The sequence below is a fragment of the Streptomyces sp. WAC 01529 genome (assembly GCF_003945545.1).
In the GTDB taxonomy this organism is placed as follows: Bacteria; Actinomycetota; Actinomycetes; order Streptomycetales; family Streptomycetaceae; genus Streptomyces; species Streptomyces anatolicus.
Genome location: NZ_CP029617.1, coordinates 911,312 through 925,054, shown reverse-complemented (window position 1 = coordinate 925,054; position 13,743 = coordinate 911,312). Strand labels below are relative to the sequence as shown.

The window sequence follows — 13,743 nt, the reverse complement described above, 5'->3', positions numbered from 1 at the left end:
GCCGCCGCCAAGGACGCAGTGAACCCGCCGAAGACCGACGCCCGGCGCCGCCACGACCCGCACGTCCGCGGCTTCGCGAGCGACAACTACGCGGGCGCGCACCCCGAGGTCATGGCGGCCCTGGCACTGGCCAACGGCGGCCATCAGGTCGCATACGGCGAGGACGTGTACACGGACCACCTCCAGCAGGTGATCCGCGGCCACTTCGGCCCCACCGCCGAGGCCTTCCCGGTCTTCAACGGCACGGGTGCCAACGTGGTCGCGCTCCAGGCGGTCACCGACCGCTGGGGCGCGGTGATCTGCGCCGAGTCCGCGCACATCAACGTGGACGAGGGCGGCGCCCCCGAGCGCATGGCCGGCATCAAGCTGCTCACGGTGCCGACGCCGGACGGCAAGCTCACCCCCGAGCTGATCGACAAGCAGGCGTTCGGCTGGGACGACGAGCACCGCGCGATGCCGCAGGTCGTCTCGATCGCGCAGAACACCGAGCTGGGCACGGTGTACACGCCCGAGGAGCTCCGCGCGATCTGCGACCACGCGCACCGGCTCGGCATGAAGGTGCACCTCGACGGCTCGCGGATAGCCAACGCGGCGGCCACGCTCGACGTGCCGATGCGCACGTTCACGAACGCGATCGGCGTCGACATCCTCACGCTGGGCGGCACCAAGAACGGCGCGCTGTTCGGCGAGGCCGTCGTGGTCATCAACCAGGACGCCGTGCGCCACATGAAGCACCTGCGCAAGATGTCGATGCAGCTCGCCTCCAAGATGCGCTTCGTCTCCGTGCAGCTGGAGGCCCTGCTCGCCAAGGACCTGTGGCTGCGCAACGCCCGGCACGCCAACGAGATGGCCCAGCGCCTCGCGGAGGGCGTCCGCTCGGTGCACGGTGTGGAGATCCTCTACCCGGTACAGGCCAACGCTGTCTTCGCGCGCCTGCCGCACGACGTGAGCGAGCGGCTGCAGAAGAAGTACCGCTTCTACTTCTGGGACGAGGCGGCGGGCGTCGTGCGCTGGATGTGCGCGTTCGACACCCGCGAGGAGGACGTCGACGGGTTCCTCGCGGCGCTCAAGGAGGAGATGGCGCGCTGACCGCGCCCCCGTCGCTCATTGCATGAGTATGCGGTCGACCGGAAAGTCATTGACTTGCGGTCGGCCGCATTCCTATGCTCCCGTGCCATGCAGCTGATCCAGGAGAACCCCGACCTGTCCGCCTACTTGGCCGCCGACGAGGTCATCGACCATCAGCATCCCCTCGTACGCGAGATCGCGGGGCGCCTTGCCGCGCAGTCCGCCGATTCATACGTATACGCCCAAGCGGCCTATGAGTTCGTGCGCGACACCATCCCGCACTCCGCCGACAGCGGCGACCCGCGCGTCACCTGGCGCGCCTCGGACGTCCTGGCGCAGGGCACCGGTATCTGCCACGCCAAGGCCCACGCGCTGGCCGCGCTGCTGCGCGCCGAGGATATCCCGACCGCCCTCTGCTACCAGCGGCTGACCCATGACGCCGGGAGCGGTCACTGCGTCCACGGTCTCGTCGCCGTGCGCTTCCATGGCGGATGGCACCGGCAGGACTGTCGCGGCAACAAGCCGGGCGTCGACGCCCGGTTCTCGCTGGCCGGGGAGCGGCTGGCCTTCCTGCCCGACGCCAAGTCCAATGAGATGGACTATCCGGTACTCTATGCTGCACCGCACCCGGTGGTCCTGAGCGTCCTGAAGAGCGCCCCGGACCGGCCGTACCTGTGGGAGAACCTTCCCGACGCGCTCTGACGAGCCCCCCGACACAGCAAGGCGCCGCCATGACACTCCCGCCCCACGCGCCCCTGACACTCACCGTCTCCGACGAGGTGCGCGCCCTCGCGCCCGGCTTCACCCACCTCGCCATCGAGGCGCACGGCCTCGTCAACGGCCCCAGCACCGACGGCAGTTCGGCCCTCCTGGACGAAGCGGCCCGACGTCTCGCCGTACGCCTCGACGGGCGCGCCCCGCACGAGGACCCGCACATGGCCGCCTGGCGCGCCGCCTACACGGCCTTCGGCGCGAAGCCCTCGCGCACGCGCAACTCCGCCGAGGCGCTGGCCAAGCGGGCGCTCGCCGACGGCGGGCTGCCCCGGATCAACACCCTCGTCGACCTCTACAACGCGATCAGCGTGGCCCATCTGATCCCGGTCGGCGGCGAGGACCTGGACCTGATCAAGGGCGATATGCGGCTGGTGCGGGCCACCGGCGCCGAGGACTTCGTGACCGCGGCGGCGGGGGAGACGGTCGTCGAGCACCCCGAGGCGGGCGAGGTCGTGTGGTGCGACGACGAGGGCGTCACCTGCCGGCGCTGGAACTGGCGCCAGGGGCCGCGCACCCGCCTCACCGAGGAGTCGGTGAACGCGATCTTCCTGCTGGAGGGCATGGGCCCGGACGCCGGCCTGGAGGCCGCGGGCGCCGAACTCGCCGAGCTGCTGGAGAAGTTCAGCCCCGGCGCGCGCGTCACCGTCCACGCGCCGCGCTGACGCGCTGGGCCGGTCAGCCGGTCAGGCGGTCACTCGGTCAGCCGGTCAGCCGGCCTCGGCGGCCTTCACCTCGGCCGGGGTCGGCGCCGTCCCACCGAGGTGCGCCGGCATCCACCACGTGTCGTCGGGGCCCTTGGGGCGCACGGGGTACGCGCGCTGAGCGGCTTCCAGAAGCTCCTGGCAGCGCTCGCGCAGCCGCCGGGTGATCGCGCCCGCGTACTGGTCCTTGGGCGCCTCGACCGGCTCGCCGACCCGGATCGTGATCGGCAGGTGGCTGCGCTTGAAGTTGCGCGGCCGGCCCTTGGTCCACAGCCGCTGCGTGCCCCACAGGGCCACCGGGATGAGCGGCACCCCGGCCTCCTGGGCCAGGCGCGCGGCGCCCGACTTGAAGGTCTTGAGCGTGAACGACTGCGAGATCGTCGCCTCGGGGAAGACGCCGATGATCTCCCCGGAGCGCAGCGAGGCGAGCGCGTGGGCGTAGGCGGCCTCGCCCTGCTTGCGGTCCACGGGGATGTGCTTCATCCCGCGCATCAGCGGTCCGGAGATCTTGTGCCGGAAGACCGACTCCTTGGCCATGAAGCGCACCAGACGCTTCTGCGGCAGCGCCGCGAGGCCGTCGAAGATGAAGTCGAGATAGCTGATGTGATTGCTGACGAGGACCGCGCCGCCGGAGCGTGGGATGTTCTCCGACCCCTTGCAGTCGATCTTCAGGTCCCATGCTTTGAACAGCGTTTTCGCTGCACCGATGACGGGACGGTAGACAAGCTCGGCCATGGGTGGGAAAGGCCCTTCGTTTCTGCCTGGCTAGCGGGTTTCCGGCGGAGGTTACGCAGCCGTAGGTTTTTCGGCGTTGCGCAGATCGTGCCCCAAGAACGGACGAGTGACCAGCCTTGGTGCCCTCATTCCGGGAGATTCTCATCACGTCGGAAATCTTTCGCGGGTGCGCGAGCGCTGAACCGGGGAGCGACCAGATCAGAGCTGAGGGGCGGGAGGCGTACGTGCCAGCAAGTGACACCGGGAGCGGGCCCGGCGCGACGGATATCGGGCAGCGGCTGACGGATACCGGACAGGAGCTGGGGGAGCGGGCGACGCTCGTGCAGTTCTCCAGCGCCTTCTGCCAGCCCTGCCGCGCGACCCGCAGAGTCCTCGCGGACGTGGCCTCGATGGTCCCCGGTGTGACTCACGTGGAGATCGACGCGGAGGACCACCTGGACCTCGTACGGGAGCTGCGCGTGCTCAAGACGCCGACCGTGCTCGTCCTGGACGCGCGGGGCCGCGAGGTGCGGCGCGCCGCCGGGCAGCCGCGCCGCGCCGATGTGATCGCCGCGCTGGGGGAGGCCGTATGACCGTCCCCCCTCCGACCCGGCGCGCGCCAGTGACGTGTCTTGCATCTGCCGGAACGGACTTGACTGCGCGCGGCACCTGTCGCGAGCCTTCTACCTCCGGCAGAAGGACAGCTCCATGACGGCATCGCCCGCCCTCGGTACCCCCGCGACCGCCACCCCCGATCTGCTGCGCTCGGTCTTCCGGCGACACGCCGCGGGGGTCGCCGTGATCACCGCGGCGCACGGCCGGCGCCCCGTCGGCTTCACCGCCACCTCGCTCACCTCGGTTTCCGCCGAGCCCCCGATGATCTCGTTCGGCATCGGCACGGGCGCCTCCAGCTGGCCGGCGGTCGCCGAGACGGAGTACGTCGGCGTCCACATCCTCGGCGAGCACCAGCAGGAGCTTGCCGCCACCTTCGCGCGCAGCGGCGCCGACCGCTTCGGCGCGCCCACCCGCTGGCACGAGGGGCCCGAGGGCGTGCCCGTGCTCGACGGCGTGCTCGCCTGGCTGGTCTGCCGGATCGTGGCGCGGGTGCCCGCGGGCGACCACCGCCTGGTGCTCGCGGAGGCCGTCGTCGGCGACCCCGCGGGCGAGGGCAGGCCGCTCCTGTACCACCAGGGGCGCTTCAACGCGCTGCGCGACTGAGAGTTCCCGGGGCCGGGCACTTCGCGCGATTACGGAGCGTTGGGAAGGTCACAGTTCAAAGCGCTTGCTCAGCGGGAATGAACTGGGTGTACTCATGAGTAATATTTCGGTCGGAGCGGGGGCCGCCCCGACCGGGATCCGCCGCTTCAGGCGCCTATGCTGCCTCGTAAGGCAGTAGCCAAAAGCCTAGGCAGCAGCCCAGTAAAGACGATGCAGTAGGAGAGCCGGCGTGAGCTTGAGGATCGTTGTCTGTGTGAAGTACGTGCCCGACGCCACCGGCGACCGGCATTTCGCCGATGACCTGACCGTCGACCGCGACGACGTCGACGGCCTGCTGTCGGAGCTGGACGAGTACGCGGTCGAGCAGGCGCTGCAGATCGCCGACGAGGCGGACGACGCGGAGATCACCGTGCTGACCGTGGGCCCCGAGGACGCCAAGGACGCGCTGCGCAAGGCGCTCTCCATGGGCGCCGACAAGGCCGTCCACGTGGAGGACGACGACCTGCACGGCAGCGACGTCATGGGCACCTCGTTGGTGCTCGCCAAGGCCATCGAGAAGACCGGGTACGACCTGGTCATCTGCGGCATGGCGTCGACGGACGGCGTCATGGGCGTGCTCCCGGCGATCCTCGCCGAGCGCCTGGGCGTCCCGCAGGTCACCCTGCTCTCCGAGGTCTCCGTCGAGGACGGCACCGTCAAGGGCCGCCGTGACGGCGACGCCGCCTCCGAGCAGCTGGAGGCCGCGCTGCCGGCCGTCGTGTCCGTGACGGACCAGTCGGGCGAGGCCCGCTACCCGTCCTTCAAGGGCATCATGGCCGCCAAGAAGAAGCCGGTGGAGGCCCTGGAGCTGGACGACCTGGACATCGACGCCGACGAGGTCGGCCTCGCGGGTGCCTGGACCAAGGTCGACTCCGCCACCGAGCGTCCGGCCCGCACCGCCGGCACGATCGTCAAGGACGAGGGCGAGGGCGGCAAGCAGCTCGCGGAGTTCCTCGCGGGCCAGAAGTTCATCTGAGCTTCGGTCACCTTTCCCACCGCCCCCAGATTCTTCGCACTCGCAGGAGATTGAAGTCCCATGGCTGAAGTTCTCGTCTACGTCGACCACGTGGACGGCGCCGTCCGCAAGCCCACCCTTGAGCTGCTGACCCTGGCCCGCCGCATCGGCGAGCCCGTCGCCGTCGCGCTGGGCAACGGCGCCGCCGACACCGCCGCCGCGCTCGCCGAGCACGGCGCGGTCAAGGTCCTCACCGCGGACGCCCCCGAGTTCGCCGACTACCTCGTCGTACCGAAGGTGGACGCGCTCCAGGCCGCGTACGAGGCCGTCTCCCCGGCCGCCGTGCTGCTGCCGTCCTCCGCGGAGGCCAAGGAGATCGCCGCCCGCCTCGCCGTCCGCATCAAGTCCGGCATCATCACCGACGCCATCGACCTCGAGGCCGGCGACGAGGGCCCGGTGGCCACGCAGTCCGCGTTCGCCGCCTCGTACACCACCAAGTCCCGCATCACCCAGGGCACCCCGGTCATCACGGTCAAGCCGAACTCGGCCGCCGTGGAGGCCGCCCCGGCCGCGGGCGCCGTCGAGGCGCTGACCGTCTCCTTCTCCGAGAAGGCCACCGGCACCAAGGTTGTCTCGCGCACCCCGCGCGAGTCGACGGGCCGCCCCGAGCTGACCGAGGCCGCGATCGTGGTCTCCGGCGGCCGCGGCGTCAACGGCGCCGAGAACTTCTCGGTCATCGAGGCGCTCGCCGACTCGCTCGGTGCCGCCGTGGGCGCCTCGCGCGCCGCGGTCGACGCCGGCTGGTACCCCCACTCCAACCAGGTGGGCCAGACCGGTAAGTCGGTCTCCCCGCAGCTGTACATCGCCTCCGGCATCTCCGGCGCGATCCAGCACCGCGCGGGCATGCAGACCTCGAAGACCATCGTGGCCATCAACAAGGACGCCGAGGCCCCGATCTTCGACCTCGTCGACTACGGCGTGGTCGGCGACCTCTTCGAGGTCGTCCCGGCCCTCACCGAAGAGGTCAAGGCCCGCAAGGGCTGACCCCTCCCCGTCGGTACGAGGCCCTCACCCCGCGCGCGCGGGGTGAGGGCCTTCGCGCGTCACAGCGTCAGCGTCGCCTGCACGGGCAGGTGGTCGCTCGGGTACTGCCCGCCGAGCGAGAACGTGTTCATCGAGGCCGAGTGGACCTGCGCCGAGGGCCTCGTGAGGATCCAGTCGATGCGCCCGCCCCCGACGACGGGCGGCTTGTAGCCGCCGAACGTGCCGTACGCCGGGCCGCGTTCCTTCGCGGCGTCCCAGGTGTCGACGAGACCGGCTCCCAGCATCGTGGTGTAGACGGCGCTGTTGTGCGCCGTCGCGTTGAAGTCGCCCGTCACGATGAGCGGCGTGCTCGTCTTCATGAGGGCGATGCGCTCGGCCATGAGGGTCGCCGAACGCTCGCGCGCGTTCTGGCTGACGTGGTCGAGGTGCGTGTTGAGGACGTAGAGCTGCGTGTTGGTGACCAGGTCGAGGAAGCGCACCCAGGTGGCCATGCGGGGCGAGTTGGCGCCCCAGGTGTTCGAGGCGATGGTGTACGGGGTGTCCGAGAGCCAGAAGTGTTCGTATTCGAGCGGGAACAGTCGGCGGTTGTCATAAAAGACGGCCATGAACTCGTCGCGGCTGCCGCCGCCGACTCCCGTGCCGACCCAGTCGTAGTTCGCGCCGATGTCGCTCTCGATGTCCTGCAGCTGGTAGTAGAGGCCCTCCTGGGTGCCGATGATGTGCGGCTGGGCGCGCAGGAGCATCTCCTTTGTCGCCGGGCGGCGTTCGGCCCAGGTGTGCGGCGGCTTGTTGCTCGCGAAGCGGACGTTGTACGACATGACGTCCAGGCGGGCCTCCGGCGCCGCGGCGGCGTGGGCCTGCCGGGACAGGGTGGTGCCGAGGACGGGGAGCGCCACGGTCGCGGCGAGCGCGGCCCGCAGGCCGGAGCGGCGCGTGAAGGGGGAGTCGATCGGCACACAGGCTCCTTGGATTCGGTCCGCGCGGCCGGCGCCGGAGGCGGGGGAGGATATGGGCCACAGACTGTCCGCAGCGGCCGTCGACCGGGCCCGGGACACGCGTGAACCGGCACGGTCGGCTACGGATTGGCTACGGATGCAGGACACGGGAAGGTGTTGACCAGCACGAAGGGTCACAGATAGCTTCGCCATACGGATTGTTGATTCCGTGGAGCGGAATTGCCGGGCGCGGCACCGAGCGTGTGGAGGATGCAGGAATGGGTCAGCAAGAGAAGGTGGCAACGAGCCTCGCCGGCGCGGTCAGCGAGGGCATCAGCGCTTCCCTCGCCCCCGTGGACGCGGAGCTGGAGCGCCGCTACCCCGGAGACCCCGGCACGCGCCAGCCCGTCCACACCGTGTACGTCCCCGGTGAGCGGTTCGACGCGGGCACCATCCGCGCCTGGGGCGACAAGGCCCTGGAGATGCTCGACGAACACGCCCCGGACGCCGCCTCCTTCGCCGCGGTCCTCGGCCTGGACGACGACCTCGCCGACGCCGTCTACACGCGCGTACGGACCAAGTTGGAGCGCGAGCCCGTCGAGGACCTCCGCGTCGACTTCGAGGACGGCTACAAGGGCGCCGACGAGGACCAGGACGCCGCCCGCGCGGCCCGCCTGATCGCCGAGGCGTACCGGAACGGCACCGCCGCCCCGTACATGGGCATCCGGATGAAGTGCATGGAAGAGGCGGTACGCGACCGGGGGATCCGCACCCTCGACATCTTCCTCTCCGGCCTCATGGAGGCGGGCGGCCTGCCCGACGGACTCGTCCTGACGCTGCCCAAGGTGACCTACCCCGAGCAGGTCACCGCGATGGTGCGCCTCCTGGAGGAGTTCGAGAAGGCGCGCGGCCTGGAGCGGGGCCGGATCGGCTTCGAGATCCAGATCGAGACCAGCCAGTCCATCCTCGCCACCGACGGCACCGCCGCCGTGGCCCGCATGATCCAGGCCGCCGAGGGCCGCGCCACCGGCCTGCACTACGGCACCTTCGACTACAGCGCCTGTCTCCACGTGAGCGCCGCCTACCAGGCCAGCGACCACCCCGCCGCCGACCACGCCAAGGCCGTCATGCAGGTCGCCGCCGCCGGCACCGGGGTCCGCGTCTCGGACGGCTCCACCAACGTCCTGCCCGTCGGCTCCACCGAGAAGGTCCACGACGCCTGGCGGCTGCACTACGGCCTGACCCGCCGCGCCCTGGCCCGCGCCTACTACCAGGGCTGGGACATGCACCCCGGCCACATCCCCACGCGCTACGCCGCCGTCTTCGCCTTCTACCGCGAGGGCTTCCGGGCCGCGGCCGCGCGCCTGGCGGCCTACGCCGGTCACCACGAGGGCGGCGACGTGGCCGACGAGCCCGCCACCGCCAAGGCCCTCGCCGGTTACCTGCTGCGCGGCCTGGACTGTGGCGCCCTCGACGCGAGCGAGGTCACCCGGCTCACCGGCCTGACCCTGGCCCGCCTCCAGGGCTTCGCGGGCCCGCGCCGCGGCGACCTCACGGCCTCGGGCAAGTAGGCGGCACCCGGCACCCCGCCGTCACCGCTGCCCCGTACTCTGTACGCCACGGAAAGTGGCGTCACACGGACGGGGCAGCGGTGTTGTCGGGGGACCAGGAACAGACGGGCGAGGCGGGCAGACTCCTCGCCGGGCGCTATCGCGTCGTGGCACAGCTCGGCCGCGGCGGCATGGGCGTCGTATGGCGCGCGGTCGACGAGGTGCTGCACCGCGAGGTCGCGGTGAAGGAACTGCGGACGTATACGGACGTGGCGGGACCGGAGCTGGCCGATCTGCGCCTGCGGATGCAGCGCGAGGCCCGCGCGGCCGCCCGCGTGCGCCATCCCGGAGTCGTCGCCGTGCACGACGTGGCGGAGGTCGACGGACGGCCCCTGATCGTCATGGAGCTGGTCGACGGGCCCTCCCTCGACGACGTGCTGCGCGAGCGCGGCACCCTGGACCCCCGCGAGGCCGCGGCCATCGGCGCCAAGGTCATGGAAGCGCTGGCCGCCGCCCACCGCGTGGGCGTGCTGCACCGCGACGTGAAGCCGGGGAACATCCTCCTGGAGAGCGGCGGCCGCGTCGTCCTCACCGACTTCGGCATCGCCACGATGGACGACCCCGGCGACGGCTCGGCCACGCACCTCACCCGCAGCGGCGAACTGGTCGGCTCGCTCGACTACTTGGCGCCCGAGCGCGCCCAGGGCCACGACCCGGGCCCCGCCTCGGACGTCTGGGCGCTCGGCGCCACCCTGTTCGCCGCGGTCGAGGGTTCCTCGCCCTTCCGCCGTACGTCGACGTGGTCCACGCTCACCGCGATCGTCGTGGACCCGCTGCCCGAGCCGCGCCGCTCCGGCCCGCTGACCCCCGTACTGCGCCGGCTCATGGACAAGGATCCGCAGGCGCGCCCCGACGCGGACGCGGCGCGGCAGCTGCTCGACGGCGTCGCGGCGATGGGGCCGGGGGGCGCGGCCGGGTTCGGTCCGCGCCCGGGCACGGAGCGCAGCATCCCGAACACGCCACCGCCGGGCTTCGGACCGCCGCCTTCCGCGGGGCAGGCGTCCCCGGCCCAGCCGTCCCCGCTCCAGTCCCATCCGGCCCAGCCGTCTCCGGCCAACTCCCATCCGGCCCACTCCCATCCGGCTCAGTCCCATCCGGCTCAGGCCTCGCCGGTCGGGGCGTTCCCGGGGGCTTCCGCCGCGTCGGTGCCCCCTTCTCGCCGGGAGACGCGCTCCACGCAACGCCCGCGCCGCGGCGGGGCGTTGCTCGCGGCGGTCGGCGTGATCGTGGTGCTCGCGGTGACCGGCGCGACCGTCGCGTTCCTGAACGGCAAGGACGACACCGGCGGCCAGGCACGGCAGGACACCGCGGCCGACGGTTCCGGTTCGGCGGAGGACGACGGCAGCAGCGGACCGCTGGGCGGCGAGTCGAAGCGCCCCAAGCCTGCCGGGCAGGGCGCCGGGAAGTCCCGCGAACCGGACGCGAAGCGCTCCAAGGGCAGTGGCAAGGACGGCACCGACGGCACGGACCGCGACAAGGGCGAGGCCGGGGACGCCGGGGAGGGCGGGGAGAAGGCCAAGGACCGGGACGAGCCCGCCTCGCGCCCCGACCCCACCTCCAGGCCGACCGGCGGAAGCAAGCCGGGCGGCGGTGGCGGCTCCGCCGAGGACCCCGTCTGCCACCCCATCGGCGGCGGCAAGTACAACTGCTCGGTGTGGCGCACCGCGAAGTCGTACACCGCATCCGGCGCCGAGGCGGGCACCCTCAACGCGGGCACGAACTACTTCTACTGCCAGCAGAACCTGGGCCGCCGCGAGACCCACGGCGAGTGGACGAACGTCTGGTGGGCGAAGACGGACGACGACAGCGGCAACACCGGCGTCTTCGTCAGCGACGTCTACATCAAGGGCGGCGACAACGACAAGCCGCTGCCCGGCCTGCCCACCTGCTGACGCCATGAACGGACCCTCCGGCGCGCACGCCGCCGACGAGCTGCGCGCCCGCGTCGAGGCCGCGACCACCGGCACGCCGTACCGCTACCGCTGGACGGAGCGGGGGTTCGACCTCATCGTGGACGTCCCGCTGCCGGGCGGGCGCCGCGTGCACACCTACCGCGTCGTGCTGCTCCCCGCCGAGGGGACGTTCACGCTGGCGGACGTGGTCCACACCCACGAGCGCGGACCGTTCGGGACCACGCGGAGGACCGTGGAGACCGGCCGGGCGCGGTACCGCACGTGGAGCCGCTCCCTGGACGGCTCCGAGCGGCACTCCTTCTCCTCCGCCGACGGGCACCGCTTGATCCGGGGCGTGACCGGGGAGCTGGGCTGGCGGGAACGGAAGCCCGCCGCCCAGAAGGCCGCTCTCGTCGCAGGTGCCGTCGGCGGCCTCGTGGCTCTCGGCACGCTGATCGCCCTCGCGGTCGTCTTCTGGCCCTGAGGGTCCTGGCCCCGAGAGCTTCCTGCCCCGAGAGCGGCCGGGGGCCGATCAGTCGGCAGGCGGCAGTTCGCCCGACCCGCGCGTGATGAGCCGCGTCGGCAGCTCGACCCGCTCCGGGGCCCCGGACGCGCCGTCGAGCTGCCGGAAGAGCCGCTCCGCCGCCGTCCGGCCGAGCTGTGCCGCGTCCTGCGCGACGACCGTCACGCCGGGGTCCAGCAGATCGGCCAGCTCGATGTCGTCGAAGCCCACCAGCGCCACGGGCCGGTCGAGGGCGGCCAGGACCCGTACGACCGTGACGGTCACGCGGTTGTTGCCCGCGAAGACCGCCGTCACCGGCTCGGGACCGGAGAGCATCGCCTCGGCCGCCGCGCGGACCCGCTCCGGATCGGTGACGCCCAGTGACACCCACGCCTCGTCGACGGCGATGTCCGCGTCCTCCATCGCGGCGCGGTAGCCGCGCAGCCGCTCTATGGCGGTGTGGATGCGCGGCTGGTCGCCGATGAAGCCGATCCGGCGGTGGCCGTGCGCGATGAGGTGCGCGACGCCGTCCCGCGCGCCGCCGTAGCTGTCGGAGAGCACCACATCGGCGTCGATCTTCCCGGCGGGCCGGTCCACGAAGACCGTCGCCACCCCGGCGGCGATCTCCGGCTCCAGATAGCGGTGGTCGTCACCGGCCGGGATGATGACGAGCCCGTCGACCCGGCGCGCGCAGAGCGCGAGCACCAACTCCTGCTCGCGGTCCGGGTCCTCGGCGCTCGAACCGTTGATGAGCAGCGCGCCGTGCGCCCGGGCGACCTCCTCGACAGCGCGACTCAGCGGGCCGTAGAAGGGATCCGCGAGATCCTCCAGGACGAGGCCGATGCTGGCCGTGCGGCCCTTGCGCAGTACGCGCGCGCTGTCGTTGCGGCGGAATCCCAGGGCCTCGATGGCCTCCTGGACGCGGCGTTCGGTGTCCGGGGTGACACCGGGCTCGCCGTTCACCACCCGCGAGACCGTCTTCAGGCCCACTCCCGCGCGGGCGGCGACGTCCTTCATGGTCGGACGGTTGCCGTAGCGGTTGTCGGGTCGTCGGGCGGCGGTGTCGGCCACGGTGCGCTGTCCTGTCCTGTCCTGTCGTCCACGGATCGCCCGGGGCATGCGGCCGCCCCTGAGCACGTGGCGTCGAGCATAGGGCCTGGACAACGTTGTCAGATGCGAGGGAGACTGACCTTCGCACTCTCCGGCCTGCCCTTACACCAGGAGACCCGACACAGATGCACATGGACCTCGTCGCCGCACTCGACATCGGCGGCACCAAGATCGCCGGCGCCCTGGTGGACGGGCGGGGCCGCATCCTGCTGCGCGCCCAGCGGCCGACGCCCGCGCGCGAGGACGGCGACACGGTGATGCGGGCGGTCGAGGGGGTCATCGGCGAGCTGACCGCGGACGGCCTCTGGCGCGGGGTCACCGCCGTCGGCATCGGCAGCGCGGGGCCGGTGGACGCCTCGGCGGGCACGGTCAGCCCCGTCAACGTCCCTGGCTGGCGCGGCTATCCGCTGGTGGAGCGGGTCCGCGCGGTGACGGGCGGGCTCCCCGTCCAACTGGTCGGCGACGGGGTGGCGATGACCGCGGCCGAGCACTGGCAGGGCGCGGCCCGGGGCCACGACAACGCGCTGTGCATGGTGGTCTCCACCGGCGTCGGCGGCGGCCTCGTCCTCGGCGGCAAGCTCCACCCGGGCCCCACGGGGAACGCGGGCCACATCGGTCACATCAGCGTCGACCTCGACGGCGACCCCTGCCCGTGCGGGGCGCGCGGCTGCGTCGAGCGCATCGCCAGCGGCCCGAACATCGCCCGCCGTGCCGTGGAGGGCGGCTGGCTCCCGGGTCCCGACGGCGACACCTCGGCGGCGGCCGTCGCGAGCGCCGCCCGCGCCGGTGATCCCGTCGCGCTCGCCTCCTTCGAGCGGGCCGCCCAGGCGCTGGCCGCCGGGATCGCCGCCACGGCCACGCTCGTCGAGATCGACATCGCGGTGATCGGCGGGGGAGTGGCGAAGGCGGGCGACATCCTCTTCACCCCGCTGCGCCGTGCCCTGCGCGACTACGCCACGCTGTCGTTCGTACGCCGCCTGACCGTGGCCCCCGCCCTGATGGGCACGGACGCGGGCCTGGTGGGCGCGGCGGCGGCAGCACTCAGCGACCCGTCGAGCGTGACGGCCGGCTCGCGTTCCGCGGTGGGCGGCTGAGGCCAAGGGCACCTGATCCAGCCGCGCGGCCGGATCAGGTGCCCTTGGGCGGTACGCGGGCTCGAACCACTCTCGCGTACCGCCTAC

General features: G+C 72.2%; 14 protein-coding genes. 11 read left to right on the top strand and 3 right to left on the bottom strand.

The annotated features are described in order from the left end of the window. The first annotated feature begins 18 nt into the window (after positions 1–18). The 3 genes from DMA15_RS04115 to DMA15_RS04105 all read left to right on the top strand — a co-directional run bounded on the left by DMA15_RS04115 (position 19) and on the right by DMA15_RS04105 (position 2,504). Positions 19–1,089 (top strand): low specificity L-threonine aldolase, encoded by a 1,071-nt coding sequence (locus DMA15_RS04115; protein ID WP_125517275.1) that lies wholly within the window; start codon positions 19–21, stop codon positions 1,087–1,089. An 87-nt stretch (positions 1,090–1,176) separates the two neighbouring features. Beyond that, the gene (locus DMA15_RS04110; RefSeq protein WP_125511299.1) at positions 1,177–1,770 is read left to right on the top strand and encodes a transglutaminase domain-containing protein; all 594 of its coding nucleotides are present in this window, start codon (positions 1,177–1,179) and stop codon (positions 1,768–1,770) included. 29 nt (positions 1,771–1,799) lie between these two features. Next, positions 1,800–2,504 carry a phenylalanine--tRNA ligase beta subunit-related protein gene (locus tag DMA15_RS04105; protein WP_125511298.1) on the top strand — a complete coding sequence of 235 codons (705 nt, stop codon included), beginning with the start codon at positions 1,800–1,802 and terminating at the stop codon, positions 2,502–2,504. 45 nt (positions 2,505–2,549) lie between these two features. Here DMA15_RS04105 and DMA15_RS04100 read toward each other — a convergent pair whose 3' ends face one another. Next, complete coding sequence (locus DMA15_RS04100; RefSeq protein WP_125511297.1) at positions 2,550–3,278, bottom strand: lysophospholipid acyltransferase family protein; 729 nt, start codon at positions 3,276–3,278, stop codon at positions 2,550–2,552. A gap of 266 nt (positions 3,279–3,544) precedes the next feature. Here DMA15_RS04100 and DMA15_RS04095 point away from each other — a divergent pair, with 266 nt between their 5' ends. The 4 genes from DMA15_RS04095 (at position 3,545) to DMA15_RS04080 (ending at position 6,513) form a co-directional block, all read left to right on the top strand. Continuing rightward, positions 3,545–3,850 carry a thioredoxin family protein gene (locus tag DMA15_RS04095; protein ID WP_240660155.1) on the top strand — a complete coding sequence of 102 codons (306 nt, stop codon included), beginning with the start codon at positions 3,545–3,547 and terminating at the stop codon, positions 3,848–3,850. Positions 3,851–3,965: 115 nt separating this feature from the next. Further along, positions 3,966–4,475 carry a flavin reductase family protein gene (locus tag DMA15_RS04090; protein WP_125511296.1) on the top strand — a complete coding sequence of 170 codons (510 nt, stop codon included), beginning with the start codon at positions 3,966–3,968 and terminating at the stop codon, positions 4,473–4,475. A 229-nt stretch (positions 4,476–4,704) separates the two neighbouring features. Next, positions 4,705–5,490, top strand: a complete 786-nt coding sequence (locus DMA15_RS04085; protein WP_125511295.1) for an electron transfer flavoprotein subunit beta/FixA family protein — start codon at positions 4,705–4,707, stop codon at positions 5,488–5,490. 60 nt (positions 5,491–5,550) lie between these two features. After that, on the top strand, positions 5,551–6,513 hold the full coding sequence (locus DMA15_RS04080) for an electron transfer flavoprotein subunit alpha/FixB family protein (protein ID WP_125511294.1): 963 nt from the start codon (positions 5,551–5,553) through the stop codon (positions 6,511–6,513). 59 nt (positions 6,514–6,572) lie between these two features. Here the strand turns inward: DMA15_RS04080 and DMA15_RS04075 are convergent, their stop codons facing one another. Further along, complete coding sequence (locus DMA15_RS04075) at positions 6,573–7,469, bottom strand: endonuclease/exonuclease/phosphatase family protein (protein WP_240659671.1); 897 nt, start codon at positions 7,467–7,469, stop codon at positions 6,573–6,575. A gap of 257 nt (positions 7,470–7,726) precedes the next feature. Here DMA15_RS04075 and DMA15_RS04070 point away from each other — a divergent pair, with 257 nt between their 5' ends. From DMA15_RS04070 to DMA15_RS04060, 3 genes are all read left to right on the top strand, one after another. After that, the gene (locus tag DMA15_RS04070) at positions 7,727–9,019 is read left to right on the top strand and encodes an aldolase/citrate lyase family protein (RefSeq protein ID WP_125511292.1); all 1,293 of its coding nucleotides are present in this window, start codon (positions 7,727–7,729) and stop codon (positions 9,017–9,019) included. Positions 9,020–9,099: 80 nt separating this feature from the next. Beyond that, complete coding sequence (locus DMA15_RS04065) at positions 9,100–10,950, top strand: serine/threonine-protein kinase (RefSeq protein ID WP_125511291.1); 1,851 nt, start codon at positions 9,100–9,102, stop codon at positions 10,948–10,950. A gap of 4 nt (positions 10,951–10,954) precedes the next feature. After that, the gene (locus DMA15_RS04060) at positions 10,955–11,434 is read left to right on the top strand and encodes a hypothetical protein (RefSeq protein ID WP_125511290.1); all 480 of its coding nucleotides are present in this window, start codon (positions 10,955–10,957) and stop codon (positions 11,432–11,434) included. Positions 11,435–11,482: 48 nt separating this feature from the next. Here DMA15_RS04060 and DMA15_RS04055 read toward each other — a convergent pair whose 3' ends face one another. Continuing rightward, the gene (locus DMA15_RS04055; RefSeq protein WP_240660154.1) at positions 11,483–12,469 is read right to left on the bottom strand and encodes a LacI family DNA-binding transcriptional regulator; all 987 of its coding nucleotides are present in this window, start codon (positions 12,467–12,469) and stop codon (positions 11,483–11,485) included. Positions 12,470–12,687: 218 nt separating this feature from the next. Here DMA15_RS04055 and DMA15_RS04050 point away from each other — a divergent pair, with 218 nt between their 5' ends. After that, on the top strand, positions 12,688–13,656 hold the full coding sequence (locus DMA15_RS04050) for an ROK family protein (RefSeq protein ID WP_125511288.1): 969 nt from the start codon (positions 12,688–12,690) through the stop codon (positions 13,654–13,656). Positions 13,657–13,743 lie beyond the last annotated feature (87 nt).

Coding starts and splice junctions, on each gene's coding strand:
- DMA15_RS04110 (WP_125511299.1), top strand. CDS start 1,177: ATGCAGCTGATCCAGGAGAACCCCGACCTGTCCGCCTACTTGGCCGCC.
- DMA15_RS04105 (WP_125511298.1), top strand. CDS start 1,800: ATGACACTCCCGCCCCACGCGCCCCTGACACTCACCGTCTCCGACGAG.
- DMA15_RS04100 (WP_125511297.1), bottom strand. CDS start 3,278: ATGGCCGAGCTTGTCTACCGTCCCGTCATCGGTGCAGCGAAAACGCTG.
- DMA15_RS04090 (WP_125511296.1), top strand. CDS start 3,966: ATGACGGCATCGCCCGCCCTCGGTACCCCCGCGACCGCCACCCCCGAT.
- DMA15_RS04080 (WP_125511294.1), top strand. CDS start 5,551: ATGGCTGAAGTTCTCGTCTACGTCGACCACGTGGACGGCGCCGTCCGC.
- DMA15_RS04070 (WP_125511292.1), top strand. CDS start 7,727: ATGGGTCAGCAAGAGAAGGTGGCAACGAGCCTCGCCGGCGCGGTCAGC.
- DMA15_RS04060 (WP_125511290.1), top strand. CDS start 10,955: ATGAACGGACCCTCCGGCGCGCACGCCGCCGACGAGCTGCGCGCCCGC.
- DMA15_RS04055 (WP_240660154.1), bottom strand. CDS start 12,469: ATGAAGGACGTCGCCGCCCGCGCGGGAGTGGGCCTGAAGACGGTCTCG.
- DMA15_RS04050 (WP_125511288.1), top strand. CDS start 12,688: ATGCACATGGACCTCGTCGCCGCACTCGACATCGGCGGCACCAAGATC.